Annotated in this window: 11 protein-coding genes; 5 read left to right on the top strand and 6 right to left on the bottom strand. The window is 71.0% G+C overall.

Annotated elements, in window-relative coordinates; genetic code table 11:
* Positions 1–52 precede the first annotated feature (52 nt).
* The 3 genes from ccrA to ACFY9I_RS01820 form a co-directional block, all read right to left on the bottom strand.
* Complete coding sequence (ccrA, locus tag ACFY9I_RS01830; RefSeq protein WP_390995717.1) at positions 53–1,390, bottom strand: crotonyl-CoA carboxylase/reductase; 1,338 nt, start codon at positions 1,388–1,390, stop codon at positions 53–55.
* A gap of 435 nt (positions 1,391–1,825) precedes the next feature.
* Positions 1,826–2,635, bottom strand: a complete 810-nt coding sequence (locus ACFY9I_RS01825; protein ID WP_390995157.1) for a TetR family transcriptional regulator — start codon at positions 2,633–2,635, stop codon at positions 1,826–1,828.
* 460 nt (positions 2,636–3,095) lie between these two features.
* Positions 3,096–4,910 (bottom strand): 3-hydroxybutyryl-CoA dehydrogenase, encoded by a 1,815-nt coding sequence (locus tag ACFY9I_RS01820; protein WP_390995155.1) that lies wholly within the window; start codon positions 4,908–4,910, stop codon positions 3,096–3,098.
* A 372-nt stretch (positions 4,911–5,282) separates the two neighbouring features.
* On the opposite strand from ACFY9I_RS01820, the gene ACFY9I_RS01815 reads away from it, so the two are divergent.
* Complete coding sequence (locus ACFY9I_RS01815; RefSeq protein ID WP_390995152.1) at positions 5,283–5,858, top strand: adenylosuccinate lyase; 576 nt, start codon at positions 5,283–5,285, stop codon at positions 5,856–5,858.
* A gap of 71 nt (positions 5,859–5,929) precedes the next feature.
* On the opposite strand, the gene ACFY9I_RS01810 is transcribed toward ACFY9I_RS01815, so the two are convergent.
* The 3 genes from ACFY9I_RS01810 to ACFY9I_RS01800 all read right to left on the bottom strand — a co-directional run bounded on the left by ACFY9I_RS01810 (position 5,930) and on the right by ACFY9I_RS01800 (position 9,278).
* The gene (locus ACFY9I_RS01810; protein ID WP_390995149.1) at positions 5,930–6,451 is read right to left on the bottom strand and encodes a GNAT family N-acetyltransferase; all 522 of its coding nucleotides are present in this window, start codon (positions 6,449–6,451) and stop codon (positions 5,930–5,932) included.
* Between the two features lie 66 nt (positions 6,452–6,517).
* Positions 6,518–8,089, bottom strand: coding sequence for an alpha/beta fold hydrolase (locus ACFY9I_RS01805; protein ID WP_390995147.1), 1,572 nt, complete (start codon positions 8,087–8,089; stop codon positions 6,518–6,520).
* Between the two features lie 145 nt (positions 8,090–8,234).
* Positions 8,235–9,278 carry an Rv2578c family radical SAM protein gene (locus tag ACFY9I_RS01800; protein WP_390995145.1) on the bottom strand — a complete coding sequence of 348 codons (1,044 nt, stop codon included), beginning with the start codon at positions 9,276–9,278 and terminating at the stop codon, positions 8,235–8,237.
* Between the two features lie 209 nt (positions 9,279–9,487).
* On the opposite strand from ACFY9I_RS01800, the gene ACFY9I_RS01795 reads away from it, so the two are divergent.
* From ACFY9I_RS01795 to ACFY9I_RS01780, 4 genes are all read left to right on the top strand, one after another.
* The gene (locus tag ACFY9I_RS01795; RefSeq protein ID WP_390995143.1) at positions 9,488–9,931 is read left to right on the top strand and encodes an SRPBCC family protein; all 444 of its coding nucleotides are present in this window, start codon (positions 9,488–9,490) and stop codon (positions 9,929–9,931) included.
* 220 nt (positions 9,932–10,151) lie between these two features.
* The gene (locus ACFY9I_RS01790) at positions 10,152–12,515 is read left to right on the top strand and encodes an MFS transporter (protein WP_390995141.1); all 2,364 of its coding nucleotides are present in this window, start codon (positions 10,152–10,154) and stop codon (positions 12,513–12,515) included.
* A gap of 402 nt (positions 12,516–12,917) precedes the next feature.
* On the top strand, positions 12,918–13,751 hold the full coding sequence (locus ACFY9I_RS01785; RefSeq protein WP_390995139.1) for a M55 family metallopeptidase: 834 nt from the start codon (positions 12,918–12,920) through the stop codon (positions 13,749–13,751).
* Positions 13,744–15,093: a M20/M25/M40 family metallo-hydrolase gene (locus tag ACFY9I_RS01780; RefSeq protein WP_390995136.1), complete on the top strand. Its 1,350-nt coding sequence runs from the start codon at positions 13,744–13,746 to the stop codon at positions 15,091–15,093. The genes ACFY9I_RS01785 and ACFY9I_RS01780 overlap by 8 nt, the downstream gene beginning before the upstream one ends.
* Positions 15,094–15,096 lie beyond the last annotated feature (3 nt).

The following is a 15,096-nucleotide window of genomic DNA, read 5'->3' as shown; positions in this document are numbered from 1 at the left end:
CGGGCGCGCTCTCAGGCGCAGCCACGGGCTGACGCTCACTCATCTTTGGACCTCAGATGTTCCGGAAGCGGTTGATGGCGTCGATGTGCTGGGCGCGCTTGTCGTGGTCGCGCACGCCGAGCCCTTCCTCGGGGGCGAGTGCGAGCACGCCGACCTTCCCCTGGTGGAGGTTGCGGTGCACGTCGTACGCCGCCTGCCCGGTCTCCTCCAGGGAGTAGACCTTCGACAGCGTCGGGTGGATCCTGCCCTTGGCGATGAGGCGGTTGGCCTCCCAGGCCTCGCGGTAGTTGGCGAAGTGGGAGCCGATGATCCGCTTCAGCGACATCCACAGGTAGCGGTTGTCGTACTCGTGCATGTAGCCCGAGGTCGAGGCGCAGGTGGTGATGGTGCCGCCCTTGCGGGTGACGAAGACGCTCGCGCCGAAGGTCTCACGGCCGGGGTGCTCGAAGACGATGTCGATGTCCTCGCCGCCGGTGAGCTCACGGATGCGCTTGCCGAAGCGCTTCCACTCCTTCGGGTCCTGGGTCTGCTCGTCCTTCCAGAACTTGTAGCCCTCGGCGTTGCGGTCGATGATCGCGTCGGCGCCCATGGCCCGGCAGATGCCGGCCTTCTGCTCGCTGGAGACGACACAGATCGGATTGGCGCCGCCGGCGAGGGCGAACTGGGTGGCGTACGAGCCGAGTCCGCCGCTGGCGCCCCAGATCAGCACGTTGTCGCCCTGCTTCATGCCGGCGCCGTTGCGGGAGACCAGCTGCCGGTAGGCGGTGGAGTTCACCAGACCCGGGGCGGCGGCCTCCTCCCAGCTCAGGTGGTCGGGCTTCGGCATGAGCTGGTTGGACTTGACGAGTGCGATCTCCGCCAGTCCGCCGAAGTTGGTCTCGAAGCCCCAGATCCGCTGCTCGGGGTCGAGCATCGTGTCGTTGTGGCCGTCCGACGACTCCAGCTCGACGGAGAGGCAGTGCGCGACGACCTCGTCCCCGGGCTTCCAGGCGTTGACCCCGGGGCCGGTGCGCAGGACGACGCCCGCGAGGTCGGAGCCGATGATGTGGTACGGCAGGTCGTGGCGCTTGGTCAACTCGGAGAGCTTTCCGTAGCGCTCCAGGAACCCGAAGGTGGACAGCGGTTCGAAGATCGAGGTCCACACCGAGTTGTAGTTGACCGAGGAGGCCATGACGGCCACCAGGGCCTCGCCCGGGCCCAGTTCCGGGAGCGGCACCTCGTCGAGGTGGATCGACTTGCGGGGGTCCTTGTCACGGGTTTCGAGGCCCGCGAACATCTCCGTCTCGTCCTTGTGCACGGTGATCGCTCGGTAGGACTCGGGGAGCTGCAGAGCGGCGAAGTCGGCGGACGTGGACTCCGGCGACTGGATCGCGTCCAGGATTTCCTTCACGGTGGTGCCTCCGGCGACGTGCGTCCTCAAGGGAAGACGCTGTTGAGGGTTACGTCGGGTGCTGCTTGCGGTGTGGGTGATGCCGTCGGTTCGGCGGAGGTGGTGCTTCGGCGGCGCTGTGTGTGGCGCGGAAGGTGCCTGTGACGCAGGCGTCCGGGCGCGCAAACCGTGGCTTGCGGGGACAGCCGACGTACGAGAGTTCGCCGCACGCCGGCCGCCCGGACTCCCTTCAACGTATGGCACGCCGTGTCACCTCGCAAGGCACCGAGTGCCAGAAAGTCCGCTCAGGTGAAATCTTTACGTAACACCTGAGCGATGATCGATCAGGTGGGGGGCGAAAAGGGCCCCTGACGTGCCAAAACGGCCACCCCGCAGGGTGGCCGTTCTCACAGTTACCGATGAGTAGACGGTGGTTTCGGGTGGTGCTCGCCGGGGTCAGCGGTCACGGAGTGCCTCTTCGATGGTCCGCATGACCTCGTCGAGGGGTGCGTCGGTGCGGGCGACGGTCACCAGGACCTCGCCGTGGGTGGAGGCCGTGGCGGCGGCCGGCTCCGGGGCCATGGCGCGGCCCGCGCCGATGCCCGTGCCGAACGTCCTGCGGACGATGGCGAAGGCGTGGTCGAGCTGGCTCTCGACGTCGCCCTGCCCGTCGGATCTGAGCCAGCGCCGCAGCACATGGTTGTGCGCGGTGACGACCGCCGACGCGGCCACCTCCGCCAGCAGCGGGTCGTCGTTGCCGTCGTCGTCGTGGGCGTGCTCGTCGAAGTGGCCCAGCAGATAGCGGGTGAAGAGGCGCTCGTAGCGGGCCACGGAGGCGATCTCCGCCTCCCTGAGCGTGGGGACCTCACGGGTCAGCCTGTAGCGGGCGACCGAGATCTCCGGACGGGCCGCGTACATCTTCATGACCTCCTTGATCCCACGGCACACCGTGTCTAGCGGGTGCTCGTGCTGGGGCGCCGCGTTGAGCACCGCCTCGGCGCGGATGAGGGTGTCGTCGTGGTCCGGGAAGATCGCCTCTTCCTTGGAGCGGAAGTGGCGGAAGAAGGTGCGGCGGGCGACCCCGGCCGCCGCCGCGATCTCGTCGACGGTGGTCGCCTCGTACCCCTTGGTGGAGAACAGCTCCATGGCCGCGGCCGCCAGTTCCCGGCGCATCTTGAGGCGTTGGGCGGCGGCGCGACTTCCCGCGGCGCTCTCCGGAGCGTCGGGCGTAGCTGGTGTACGTGAGGACTTGGCGGGCTGGGACATGCCCCGAACGTACTGCATCCGTGCAGGAGAGTGCGCATGTCCCGCCATCTCCCCGCTCGGCCGGGACGGGGGCGCCACCAGGTCGGTGGCCGGAGAGGCGGAGGGCCGGCCGGGTGTGGAGACGGTGGAACGGGCCGACGCAGGGCGGCTGCCCGGGCCGAGCAGACCGCCCCAGCCCGCGTCGGTCGCCGACCGGCTGGAGTGGCTCGGGTCGGCTGCCGACCCGCCGGGACGGCTTGCGTCGGCTGCGGGTTTGGCGGGACGGCTTGCGCCGGCCGCCGGGCTGTTCGCGGGTTCGGGCTCCGCCGGGCGGCGCACCGGTTCGGTCCTCGCCTTCGGCCCCTCCAGCGGGTCACCCGACGCGGGTGGGGAAGTCGGGTTCGTCTCCGCCGCGCCCGACAGCCGGACCGACGGCGAGGACACCGGGCCCCCGGCCGTGCCGAACTCGTCGCCCGCCCCCTCAGCGCTTGGCATATTCGCGGAAGCCACGGCCCGTCTTGCGGCCGAGGCAGCCCGCGGCCACCAGGTGCTCCAGCAGCGGCGCCGGGGCCAGCCCCGGGTCGCGGAACTCGCGGTGCAGGACCTTCTCGATGGCCAGCGACACGTCCAGCCCGACCACGTCCAGCAGTTCGAACGGACCCATCGGGTAGCCGCCGCCCAGCTTCATGGCCGCGTCGATGTCGTCCAGGGTCGCGTAGTGCTCCTGAACCATCTTGATCGCGTTGTTCAGGTACGGGAACAGCAGCGCGTTCACGATGAATCCGGCCCGGTCGCCGCAGTCCACCGGGTGCTTGCGGACCTTCGCACACAACTCGCGCACGGTGGCGTGCACGTCGTCGCCGGTCAGGACCGTGCGCACCACCTCGACCAGCTTCATCGCCGGCGCCGGGTTGAAGAAGTGCATCCCGATCACGTCCTGCGGGCGCGAGGTGGCGCGGGCGCAGGCGACCACGGGCAGCGAGGAGGTGGTCGTGGCGAGGATCGCGCCCGGCTTGCAGACCTTGTCGAAGGTCGCGAACAACTGCCGCTTGACCTCCAGGTCCTCGGCCACCGCCTCCAGCGCCAGATCGACGTCCTCGAAGGCGTCGTAGGAACCCGCCGGGGTGATCCGGTCCAGCGTCTCGGCCGCCGCCTCGACCGTCATCCGGCCCTTGTCGACGGAGCGCGCGAGCGACTTGCCGATGCGGGCCTTCGCGGCCTGCGCCTTCTCCTCGCTGCGGGCGGCCAGCACCACCTCGTACCCGGCCTTCGCGAACACCTCGGCGATCCCGGACGCCATGGTCCCGGACCCCGCGACACCCACCGAGCGGACGGTGCGGCCGGGAGCCGTGGCGACCCCGTCCAGCGGCGTCAGCGCGTCCGGCACGACGGTGGCGGAGCCGGGGGCCTCGTAGGAGTAGAAGCCGCGCCCCGACTTGCGGCCGGTCAGACCCGCCTCGCTGAGCTGCCTGAGGATGGGCGCCGGCGCGTGCAGCCGGTCGTGCGAGGCCGCGTACATGGCCTCCAGAACCGTTCGCGCGGTGTCGATGCCGATCAGGTCCAGCAGGGCCAGCGGGCCCATCGGGAGACCGCAGCCGAGCCGCATCGCCGCGTCGATGTCCTCACGGGAGGCGTACTTGGCCTCGTACATCGCGGCGGCCTGGTTGAGGTAGCCGAACAGCAGCCCGTCGGCCACGAAACCGGGCCGGTCGCCGACGGCGACGGGCTCCTTGCCCAGATCGAGGGCGAGATCCGTGACCGAGGCGACGGCCTGGGGCGAGGTCAGCACCGAGGAGACGACCTCGACCAGCTTCATCGCGGGTGCCGGGTTGAAGAAGTGCAGCCCGAGGACCCGCTCCGGACGCGCCGACTCGGCGGCCAGCCGGGTCACCGACAGGGCGTTTGTGCCGGTGGCGAGGACGGCCTCCGGGCGCACGATCGCGTCCAGCTCGCGGAAGACCTGCTGCTTGATCTCGTACGACTCCGGAACCACCTCGATCACCAGGTCGGCGTCGGCCGCGGCCTGCAGATCCGTGAAGGTGCGGAAGCGGGCGAGGGCGTCACCGCGCTCCCGCTCGGTGATCCGCCCGCGCGCCACGGCACGTTCGGTGGTGGCCTCCAGCGCGGCGACGGCTCGCGAGGCCGCGGCCTCGCTGATGTCGATACCGATGACCTCACGGCCGGCCCGGGTCAGCACCTCGGTGATACCGGTGCCCATGGTGCCGAGGCCGACGACGGCGATCGTCCGGAACGGGGACTGCGGGGACAGCGACGAGTCGGAAAGGGGAGTGGCCATCGCGGGACTCCAGAAATGAGGGTGACGACGGGGAAGCGCTGCGGATACGCGAAGAGCGCGCGAACAGCGCGTGGAGTGCGGGTGCTGGTGGTGACCGGGCTGATGAACGCACACGCCCGGTGCCGTCACCGAGGACGTGCACACGCCCGGGGAAACGGCTGAACCGACCGGCCCTGTCCCGAGGCCGAGCCGTACTGGTACTCCAGGTACCGAACCGACTGCGCTCACAACGGCTGCGTCACCAAACCGCCGCGAGCGAACGCGAGGGGGTATCTCGCTCGTCTGAGCTTAACCGGTGGGTAACGAGCGCGCCAGCCCTCGGGTTTGTGATGTGCGTCCCCGAACCGCGCCCCCGCCCGTACGCTCGGGAGCATGGACGAGGAGTTGCGATCACTCACGGAGCGTGTGCGGGGCGAGTCGGGGGGCGCGGCGGAGTACGAGCGCCTCGTCACGACGGAGTCCACGGACGAGCTGGCGGCCGTCCTGACCGAGCCGGGGCAACCACTCTGGGCACGGGAGCTGGCGGCGTTCCGGTTGGGCGTCGCGGGGGACCACCGGGCCTTCGAGTCACTCGTCCTGCTGCTGAACCACCGGGATCCGCCGCGATGCGCCGCCGCGGCCCATGCGCTGGCCCGGCTCGGCGACCCCCGTACCGCGCGTGCGGCCGCCGCCCTGGCCACGAACGAACTGCGCGTCGCCTATGCCCTGCACCCCGTGCGGTTGCTCGTCGAACTCCGGGCGCCCGAGGCCGTGCCCGCCCTGATCACCACGCTCCGGCGGCGCCTCGGGCCGCACGACCCCTATCGGCGGGTGGCGCTCGCCTGTGTGGAGGGCCTGGGAGCTCTGGGGGACGCTCGGGCCGAGCCCGTGTTGCGGGACGCCCTCGCTCATCCGCGCCTCGCGGAGGCGGCGGTGCACGCGTTGGCTCGTATTCCCAGACAGGGGTAGTTCCGAGCGGGGAGGGCCGCTCGCCCGGCTGTGGGCCGGGTGGGCGGTGGTGGCGCCGTTCCCCGCGCCCTTCAGGGGACGCGTGTGTACCGCACCTCGGGGACTTCGACCCCGTCCACCTCGAAGGGCTCCTCCGCGCCGTCCGGTGTGAAGCCGTGATGTTCGTAGAAGCGGCGCGCCCGGGCGTTCTCCTTCAGGACCCACAGGAGTACGCGGCCTTGTCCGGCAGCCGCGCAGCGCTCGGTCGCGGCGCGCAGCAGTGCTTCACCGACCCCGTCGCCCCAGTGTCCCGGTCGCACGTAGAGCGCGTACAACTCGGCGTCTCCGGTGCGGACTTCGCCGTCGCGGTACGGGCCGTACGCCGCCCAGCCGACGACCTGCCCGGCCCGCTCGGCGATCAGGTTCCGCACCGGGCTGTCCGGGTTCGAGAGCATCGCGCGGCGCTTCTCGGCGTCCTCGTCCACGTCCATCGCGTCGAGGTACGAGCGCGGTACCAGCCCGGCGTAGGCGGTCCGCCAGCCCTCGACGCGGATCTCGGAGACGGGGTGGCAGTCGGCCAGGGTCATCGCGCGTATGCGCAGGTCGTCCTCCATGGCGGCACCCTAAGGGCACCGGTCGTGGTAGTCCCCCGAATTAGTGGGGGACCACCACGACGCTGCTCAGCCGCGGAAGCCCAGCAGCCCGTGCAGCATGGAACCTCGGGAGGAGGTGGACGAGGGCTTGGCGCTCAGGGGCTTGGGATCGGGGAGCTTCTCGCAGACGGCGTCCGCCTCGCCCTGGCCGCGCGGCACCGTGCCGTCGGACAGGTACCTCGCCAGGTGTCCGTCCAGGCAGGCGTTGCCGCTCAGCGTGATGCCGTGGTTGCCGCCGCCCTGCTCGACGACCAGGCTGGAGCCGCTCAGCAGGTGGTGGGTGACGACTCCGCCCTCGTACGGAGTGGCCGCGTCGTCCGTGGCCTGGAGGATCAGGACCGGCGGCAGCGCGGTGTTGGAGACGTCCACGGGGGTCAGGGACTTCGTGGGCCAGAACGCGCACGGTGCGTTGTACCAAGCGTTGTTCCAGGTCATGAACGGTGCCTTGTCGTACACCGCCCAGTTGTCGTCGCGCCACTGGTCCCAGTCGCGCGGCCAGGACGCGTCACGGCACTGCACCGAGGCGTAGACGCTGTAGCCGTTCTCGCCGGACGCGTCGACGGCACCGAAGTTCTCGTACGCCTCGACCAGCGGATCGTCGTCCTTCTTGTTGACGAAGGCCGCGAACGCCTCCGCGAGATGGGGCCAGTAGCCGTTGTAGTAGCCGCCGGGCATGAACGTGTCCTCCAGTTCGGAGGCGCCCACCTTGCCGTCCGCCGGCTTCCTGGCCAGCGCCGACCGCATCGCGTACCACTTGGCCTCGATCCTCTCCGGATCGTTGCCGAGCCTGTACGTCTTGTCGTTCTTGGCGATCCACGCCATCAGCGCCCGGTGGCGGTCGTTGAACGCGTGGTCCTGCTGGAGGTTGTCGTCGTGCCAGACCCCGGTGGGATCGACGACCGAGTCCAGCACCGCACGCCGCACCCGGTTCGGGAAGAGTTTGGCGTACACCGCGCCCAGATAGGTGCCGTAGGAGTACCCGAAGTAGTTGATCTTCCCGGCGCCGAGGGCCGCGCGGATGGCGTCCATGTCCTTGACCGCGCTGACCGTGTCGATGTACGGCAGCACGTCCGCGTACTTGCCGACGCAGGCCTCGACGAACGACTCGACGCGCTCGAGGTTGGCCCGCTCGGTCTTCGAGGTGGCCGGCAGGGAGTCGGGGCGCACCGGCGCGAAGTGGCCCGGCCGGCAGTTGAGCGCGGGCCTGCTGGCGCCGACCCCGCGCGGGTCGAAACCGATGACGTCGTACTGCGCCGCAACCTTCTTCGGTAGCGAGGACGCGACGAACCCGGCGAGGGTGAGCCCGCTGCCGCCGGGGCCGCCCGGGTTGACCAGCAGCGGTCCCTGATACGTCTTCGCGGTGTGCGGGACGCGGGAGAGGGCGAGCGTGATCTTCCTGCCGTTCGGCTCGCGGTGGTCCAACGGCACTTTCAGGGACGCGCACTGGAGCGTCGGATAGTCACCGGTGGCGCACTTCTTCCAAGCGAGCCCCACCACCGGAGCGGTGGCGGAACCGCCGCTCGCGCCGGCCGGGACCGCCGTGACCATCCCGGCCAACACCGCGGCGGCACCGCACAGAGCGGCTGCGCGTTTCTTCATCGTCATGCCTCCCAGGACGGAGGATTTCGGGCCGTGCACGCCACGGCCTTCGTCGCATCGTCCCGGACCGCGCCCGGAGAAGAACTCGTTCCGACGAGACTTGACCCGATCGGGCGGCGGAAGCGCCCGGATGCGCTCGGAGGGGTCAGAGAAGGGTCAGCTGGATCGGTTCGGTGGTCGGGACCGTCTCCGGCGCGGCCGGTTCACGCGCCGGTGCCCGCCTCGGCGGTTCGGCCCGCCTCGGTCCCATCCCGTACTCCTGTGCCAGTTCGTGGACCTGACGGGTGATATGGCGCTGGTACCACTTCGGGGCGTAGGCGCCCTCCGCGTACAGCCGCTCGTAACGCCGTACGAGGTGGGGGTGATGGCGCTCCAGCCAGGCCATGTACCACTCGCGCGCGCCGGGCCGCAGATGCAGCACCAGCGGGGTCACGGAGGTGGCGCCACAGGCCGCGACGGCCCGTACGGTGGCGCGCAGCCGGTCCGGGTGGTCGCTGAGGAAGGGGAGCACGGGGGCCATCAGTACCCCGCAGCCGATGCCCGCGTCGGTGAAGGCGCGCACCACGTCCAGTCGGCGCTCGGGGGCGGGAGTGCCCGGCTCCACCGTGCGCCACAACTCGTGCTCGGTGAAGCCGACGGAGACCGAGATGCCGACCTCGGTGACCTCCGCCGCCTGCCGGATCAGCTCCAGGTCGCGCAGGATCAGCGTGCCCTTGGTCAGGATCGAGAAGGGGTTCGCGTGGTCGCGCAGGGCGGCGATGATGCCCGGCATCAGGCGGTAGCGGCCCTCGGCGCGCTGGTAGCAGTCCACGTTGGTGCCCATGGCGATGTGCTCGCCTCGCCAGCGTGGCGAGGCCAGTTGGCGGCGCAGCAGCTCGGGCGCGTTGATCTTCACCACGATCTGGGAGTCGAAGTCGAGGCCCGTGTCGAGGTCCAGATAACCGTGGGTCTTGCGGGCGAAGCAGTAGACGCACGCGTGGGAGCACCCCCGGTAGGGGTTCACCGTCCACTCGAACGGCATGCGTGAGGCGCCAGGCACCCGGTTCACGATCGTCTTCGCCCGCACCTCGTGGAAGGTCATCCCGCGGAACTCCGGAGTGTCGAAGGTCCGGCTCGTCACCCTGTCCGCGCCGAACAGCGCGGCGTCACGGGCCGTGGCGGGGTTCTCGGCCAGATGGTCCCAGCGCATGGACGCCTCCTCGGTCGCTCTGGACCCAGAATAGAACACATGTTCCCTTGATCGTGCGAACTGGTTTTCGAACATCGTGTGGAGGTGTCGGCGAGGGCTGTCCGGGTGGCCCGCTCCCGCCCCTTGGGGCACCCCGATTTGGGCCGTCCGGCAGGGTGGTGGTTGGCTTTCCGCACATCCCCGAGTTACCAAGTGCTGGAGGAAGTGCAATGGCGCAGGTCGAGGCCACGACTGAACGAGTCGTCGCGGCGGACGCGGAGACGGTGTTCGACACCCTGGCCGAGTACAGCGGCGCACGCGAGAAGCTGATGCCGCAGCACTTCAGCGAGTACGAGGTGCGCGAGGGCGGTGACGGGGAGGGCACCCTCGTCCACTGGAAGCTCCAGGCCACCAGCAAGCGCGTCCGCGACTGCCTGCTGGAGGTCACCGAGCCCTCCGACGGCGAACTGGTCGAGAAGGACCGCAACTCCACCATGGTCACCGTCTGGCGGGTCACGCCGGCCGGCGAGGGCAAGTCCCGTGTCGTCGTCACCACCACCTGGCAGGGCGCGGGCGGCATCGGCGGATTCTTCGAGAAGACCTTCGCCCCCAAGGGCCTCGGCCGGATCTACGACGCCCTGCTCGCCAACCTCGCCGCCGAGGTCGAGAAGTAGCGTCGCCGGAGCGGGGGTGTGCCGGGTGACGCCACGGCCGGGGCGTAAATCCGGGACGGGGCCCTGTGCACCGGGGGCACCACCGGGACGCGTTGGCGTCCTCACCGGTTCGGGTGGATCTCCCCGATGCTTCCCGAAATGCCGTAACTCGCCGCACTTGCCGACAGTTGCCGCTTGACGCGGGAATTGTGCGGTAAGTGCGACGAGGGGAGCGGTACGCATGAGCGCGGTCACACTGGTGAAGGACGAACCGGCCACCACACCCGCGACACCGCCACCGGCGGACGGACCTCCCCCGCTCGGCCCGCGCCGCGTCCGGCTGGTCTTCTCCGCGCTCCTGCTCATCCTGCTCCTCGCCGCGCTGGAGCAGATGGTCGTCGCCACCGCGCTCCCCGAGATCGTCGGCGAGCTGCACGGCCTGCACCGGATGTCCTGGACCGTCACGGCGTATCTGCTCGCCGCCGGCGTCACCCTGCCGCTCCACGGCAGGCTGGGCGAGCTCCGCGGCCGCAAGGGCGCTCTCCAGCTCGCACTCGTGATCTTCGTGGCCGGTTCCGCCCTCGCCGGCCTCTCCCGGAGCATGGACCAGCTCATCGCCTTCCGCGCGCTTCAGGGCGTGGGCGCGGGCGGCCTCATGATCGGCGTGCAGGCGGTCCTGGCCGACATCGTGCCGGCGCGGAGCCGGGGCCGCTGTCTGGGCCTGGTCGGCGCCGTGTTCGGACTCGCCTCCGTCGCGGGCCCGCTCCTCGGCGGCTGGCTCACGGATCACTTCTCCTGGCGGTGGTGCTTCCACGTCAATATGCCCTTCGGGCTCATCGCCCTCGCCGTCGTCACCTTCGCGCTGAAACTGCCGAAGCCCACCGCCAAGGGACGTCTCGACGTGCCGGGTGCGCTGCTGCTCGCCGCCGCGTCGACCGGTCTGGTCCTGCTGGCCGGATGGGGCGGTACCACCTACGCGTGGAACTCGCGGACCGTCCTCTGGCTCGGCGCCGGCACGCTCGTGGCAACCCTCCTCTTCCTCCTCGCCGAGCGGTTCGCGTCCCAACCCCTCATTCCGCTGCGGCTGTTGAGGGACCCGGTCTTCGTGGTGACCGGGTGGGTGGGAGCGGCCATCGGCGTCGCCCTGTTCGGCGCGGCCAGTCACCTGCCGATCCAGCTCCGGATGGTGGGCGGGATCTCCGCGACCGAGTCGGGGCTGCTCATGCTGCCGATGATGGCCGGCCTCGTCGGCGCCTCCGTCGTCTGTGGCCAACTCATCAGCCGCACCGGCCACTACCGGGCGTACCCCGTCCTCGGCACGGCCCTGACCCTCCTCGGCATGTGGCTGCTGTCCGGCACGGAGACCGGCACACCTCGGCTGCACTTCGGCATCTGGACGGCCGTCCTCGGCGCGGGCATCGGCATGGTGATGCCCGTCCTGGTCCTCGCCGTTCAGAACTCCGTACGCCCCGCCGACGCCGGGGCCGCCACCGCCGCCCACACCTACCTCCGGCAGATCGGCGGCTGCGTGGGCGTGGCCGTGTTCGGCGCGCTCCTCCTGGACCGGCTCACCGACCGGCTGCCCACCCGCGCGGCCGCCGTCCTCCCCGACCCCGACGCACTCACCCCCGACCTCGTCCACGCCCTGCCCGCCCCGCTGCGCGACACCTACGTGGCGGCCTGGGCCGAGGCCGTGCCGGGAATCTTCCCGTACCTCATGCCGGTGCTCGTCCTCGGACTCCTCGTCGCATGCTTCCTCAAGGAGAGGCCACCGGTGGCCTCGGACGAGGCACCCGCCGAGCCCACGCCGTCCGTACGGATTCCGCAGGCCCGCGCGGCGTACGCCCCCGGAATCCCCGTCTGGGGCACGGTCCGGCATCCCGACGGCACCGTCGTGCCCCGGGCCGCGCTCACCCTCATCGACGCCTCCGGTCGGCAGACCGGGCGCGGCGGCAGCGGCGAGGACGGGCGGTACGCGCTGTCGACGCCGGGGCCCGGGGCGTACGTGCTGATCGCGGCTGCCGGCGGTCACCGGCCGCAGGCGGTGAGCGTCACCGTCGGAGAGCACCCCATCGACGTCGACATCGTGCTCGGCGGTGCGGGACGCCTGGTCGGGGCCGTACGGACCGCCGACGGCCGGGCGGTGAGCGACGCCACCCTCACGCTCACCGACGTCCACGGCGAGGTCGTGGTGACCACCCGCACCGGTGAGAAGGGCGAGTACCTCATCACCGAACTGGTCGCCGGGGAGTACACCCTCGCCGCCAGTTCCCACTCCTACCGGCCGGCCGCGCTGCCCGTCACCGTCCGGGCCGCCCGCGAGACCCGCCAGGACGTCGAGCTGACCGGGGGAGCCGTCCTGCGGGGCACGGTCCGCGCCGGGGGTGGGCGCCCGGTGGAGGACGCGCGCGTCACCCTCCTCGACGTCGGGGGCGACGTCGTGGACACCGTCACCACCGGCATCGACGGAAGGTTCCGGTTCGTCGACCTCCCGTCCGGCGAGTACACGGTCATCGCCACCGGATATCCCCCCGTCGCGACGGTGCTCCAGGTCGCCGCCGGCGGGCGGACCGAACGTGACCTGGAGTTGGGGTACGCCGACTGAGGGGTCTGTCGACCGGGGTGCGGCGTGGCCGGGTCCGGCGAGCTCGGCGGCCGGGGCCGGGGCCGGGAAGGGTGGTCCTGCGGGGACGTACGAGGCAATCGTGCGCCCCCGGGTGGCCTGCGTGCGCGCCGGAGGCTCCCAGCGGGCGAATCGCGTGACGCCACACCCCCGGGTACCTGCGCGCCGTCGGCCTCACCGTCCTCGCTGGCGGGGAACTACCGCTGCTCACCACCGACCACACGGCCGCGGGCACCCGGATCGAACTGTCGTCGCGGTGGTACGTGGAGGGGCGGACGACGTAGCGATGTTCACGAGTCGAACCGATGTGCGACTGTGGGCCGCGATGGTGGGAGTTATCCACAGGCGTGCCGCGCATCGTCACGAGCGCGTACGGTTCGAGGCATGAAGATCCTCATCAGCGCCGACATGGAGGGCGCCACCGGTGTCACCTGGCCGGCCGACGTGCTGCCGGGGACGCCGCAGTGGGAGCGGTGTCGTTCGATGTTCACCTCGGACGTGAACGCCGCCGTGCTCGGGTTCTTCGACGGCGGCGCGGACGAGGTGCTGATCAACGAGGCGCACTGGACGATGCGCAATCTGCTGCTGGAGCACCTGGACGAGCGGGCGCAGATGCTGACCGGCCGGCACAAGGCGCTGTCCATGGTGGAGGGCGTGCAGCACGGGGACGTGGACGGCATCGCGTTCGTCGGCTATCACGCGGGCGCCGGCATGGAGGGCGTCCTGGCCCACACCTACCTGGCGAACTCCATCACCGGGGTGTGGGTGAACGACGAGCGGGCCAGCGAGGGACTGCTCAACTCGCATGTGGTCGCGGAGTTCGGGGTACCGGTGGTGCTGGTGACCGGCGACGACGTGGCATGCGAGGACGCCCTGGGATATGCGCCCGGGGCGCTCAAAGTGGCGGTCAAGGACCATGTCTCGCGGTACGCGGCGGTGTGCCGCACGCCGGCGAGGACGGCCGCCGACATCCGTGCGGCCGCGAAGGAGGCCGCGTCGCTGGCGGTGCGTCACGAACCGGTCAGAGGCGGGCCGTTCACCGTGGCGCTGGAGTTCGATGCCGAGCATCTGGCGATGGCCGCGACCGTCGTGCCGGGTGCGTCCCGTATCGGTGAGCGCAAGGTCGCGTACACCAGCCCGACGATGTACGAGGCGATCCGCACCTTCAAGGCGGTCACCACGATCGTCTCGGCCGCCGTGGAGGAGACCTATGGCTGAGCAGGCACAGCCCGTGACCCCCGCCGGGCCCCCCGGACAGCAGGCGCTGGACGAGGTCGTGCGGTTCACCTCCGAGCTCATCCGCATCGACACCACCAACCGCGGCGGTGGGGACTGCCGGGAGCGGCCCGCCGCCGAGTACGCGGCCGCGCTGCTGGCCGAGGCGGGCCCGGAGCCCACACTGCTGGAGCGGACCGAGGGCCGGACCAACGTCGTCGCGCGGATCGAGGGCACCGACCCGTCGGCGGACGCGCTGCTCGTCCACGGCCATCTGGACGTGGTGCCCGCGCGGGCTGAGGACTGGAGCGTGCACCCGTTCTCCGGGGAGATCCGCGACGGCGTGGTCTGGGGCCGGGGCGCGGTCGACATGAAGAACATGGACGCGATGATCCTCGCCGTTGTCCGGCACTGGGCGCGCGCGGGCGTACGGCCCCGCAGGGACATCGTGATCGCCTTCACCGCCGACGAGGAGGCGAGCGCCGAGGACGGCTCCGGATTCCTCGCCGACGAACACCCCGGCCTCTTCGAGGGCTGCACCGAGGGCATCAGCGAGTCGGGGGCCTTCACCTTCCACGACGGCGCCGGACGACTGCTCTATCCGATCGCGGCAGGGGAGCGCGGCACGGGCTGGCTCAAGCTCACCGCGCGCGGACGGGCCGGCCACGGCTCCAAGGTGAACCGGGCCAACGCGGTGACCCGGCTGGCGGGAGCGATCGCCCGGATCGGCGCGCACGAGTGGCCCGTCCGGCTCACCCCGACCGTCCGCGCCGCCCTCACCGAACTCGCCGCGCTGTACGGCGTCGAGGCCGACCTCGACGCCCCCCAGGATCTCGACCGGCTGCTCGACAAGCTCGGCCCGGCCGCCGCCCTGGTCGAGGCGACCGTCCGCAACAGCGCCAACCCGACCATGCTGGAAGCCGGTTACAAGATCAACGTGATTCCGGGGGAAGCCGTCGCCCATGTAGACGGGCGGTATCTGCCCGGCGGCGAAGACGAGTTCCGCGAGACCCTCGACCGGCTCACCGGCCCCGACGTGCAGTGGGAGTTCGAGCACCGCGAGGTGGCCCTCCAGGCGCCGGTCGACTCGGTGACGTACGCCCGGATGAGGGCCGCCGTCGAGGAGTTCGCGCCCGAGGGACATGTGGTGCCCTACTGCATGTCGGGCGGCACGGACGCCAAGCAGTTCTCGCGTCTCGGTATCACCGGCTACGGCTTCGCGCCGCTGAAGCTCCCCGAGGGCTTCGACTACGCGGCGCTCTTCCACGGGGTCGACGAACGCGTCCCTGTGGAGGCGCTCCACTTCGGCGTCCGCGTACTCGACCGCTTTCTGCGGACGGCCTGAGAC

This window comes from Streptomyces sp. NPDC012510, assembly GCF_042955065.1.
In the GTDB taxonomy this organism is placed as follows: domain Bacteria; phylum Actinomycetota; class Actinomycetes; order Streptomycetales; family Streptomycetaceae; genus Streptomyces.
The sequence above is the reverse complement of the archived record's forward strand: the minus strand, read 5'-3'. Positions and strand labels throughout refer to the sequence as shown.

Excerpts from the sequence above, each read along its gene's own strand:
- ACFY9I_RS01825 (WP_390995157.1), bottom strand. The coding sequence starts at position 2,635 with ATGTCCCAGCCCGCCAAGTCCTCACGTACACCAGCTACGCCCGACGCT.
- ACFY9I_RS01820 (WP_390995155.1), bottom strand. The coding sequence starts at position 4,910 with ATGGCCACTCCCCTTTCCGACTCGTCGCTGTCCCCGCAGTCCCCGTTC.
- ACFY9I_RS01815 (WP_390995152.1), top strand. The coding sequence starts at position 5,283 with ATGGACGAGGAGTTGCGATCACTCACGGAGCGTGTGCGGGGCGAGTCG.
- ACFY9I_RS01810 (WP_390995149.1), bottom strand. The coding sequence starts at position 6,451 with ATGGAGGACGACCTGCGCATACGCGCGATGACCCTGGCCGACTGCCAC.
- ACFY9I_RS01805 (WP_390995147.1), bottom strand. The coding sequence starts at position 8,089 with ATGAAGAAACGCGCAGCCGCTCTGTGCGGTGCCGCCGCGGTGTTGGCC.
- ACFY9I_RS01800 (WP_390995145.1), bottom strand. The coding sequence starts at position 9,278 with ATGCGCTGGGACCATCTGGCCGAGAACCCCGCCACGGCCCGTGACGCC.
- ACFY9I_RS01795 (WP_390995143.1), top strand. The coding sequence starts at position 9,488 with ATGGCGCAGGTCGAGGCCACGACTGAACGAGTCGTCGCGGCGGACGCG.
- ACFY9I_RS01790 (WP_390995141.1), top strand. The coding sequence starts at position 10,152 with ATGAGCGCGGTCACACTGGTGAAGGACGAACCGGCCACCACACCCGCG.
- ACFY9I_RS01785 (WP_390995139.1), top strand. The coding sequence starts at position 12,918 with ATGAAGATCCTCATCAGCGCCGACATGGAGGGCGCCACCGGTGTCACC.
- ACFY9I_RS01780 (WP_390995136.1), top strand. The coding sequence starts at position 13,744 with ATGGCTGAGCAGGCACAGCCCGTGACCCCCGCCGGGCCCCCCGGACAG.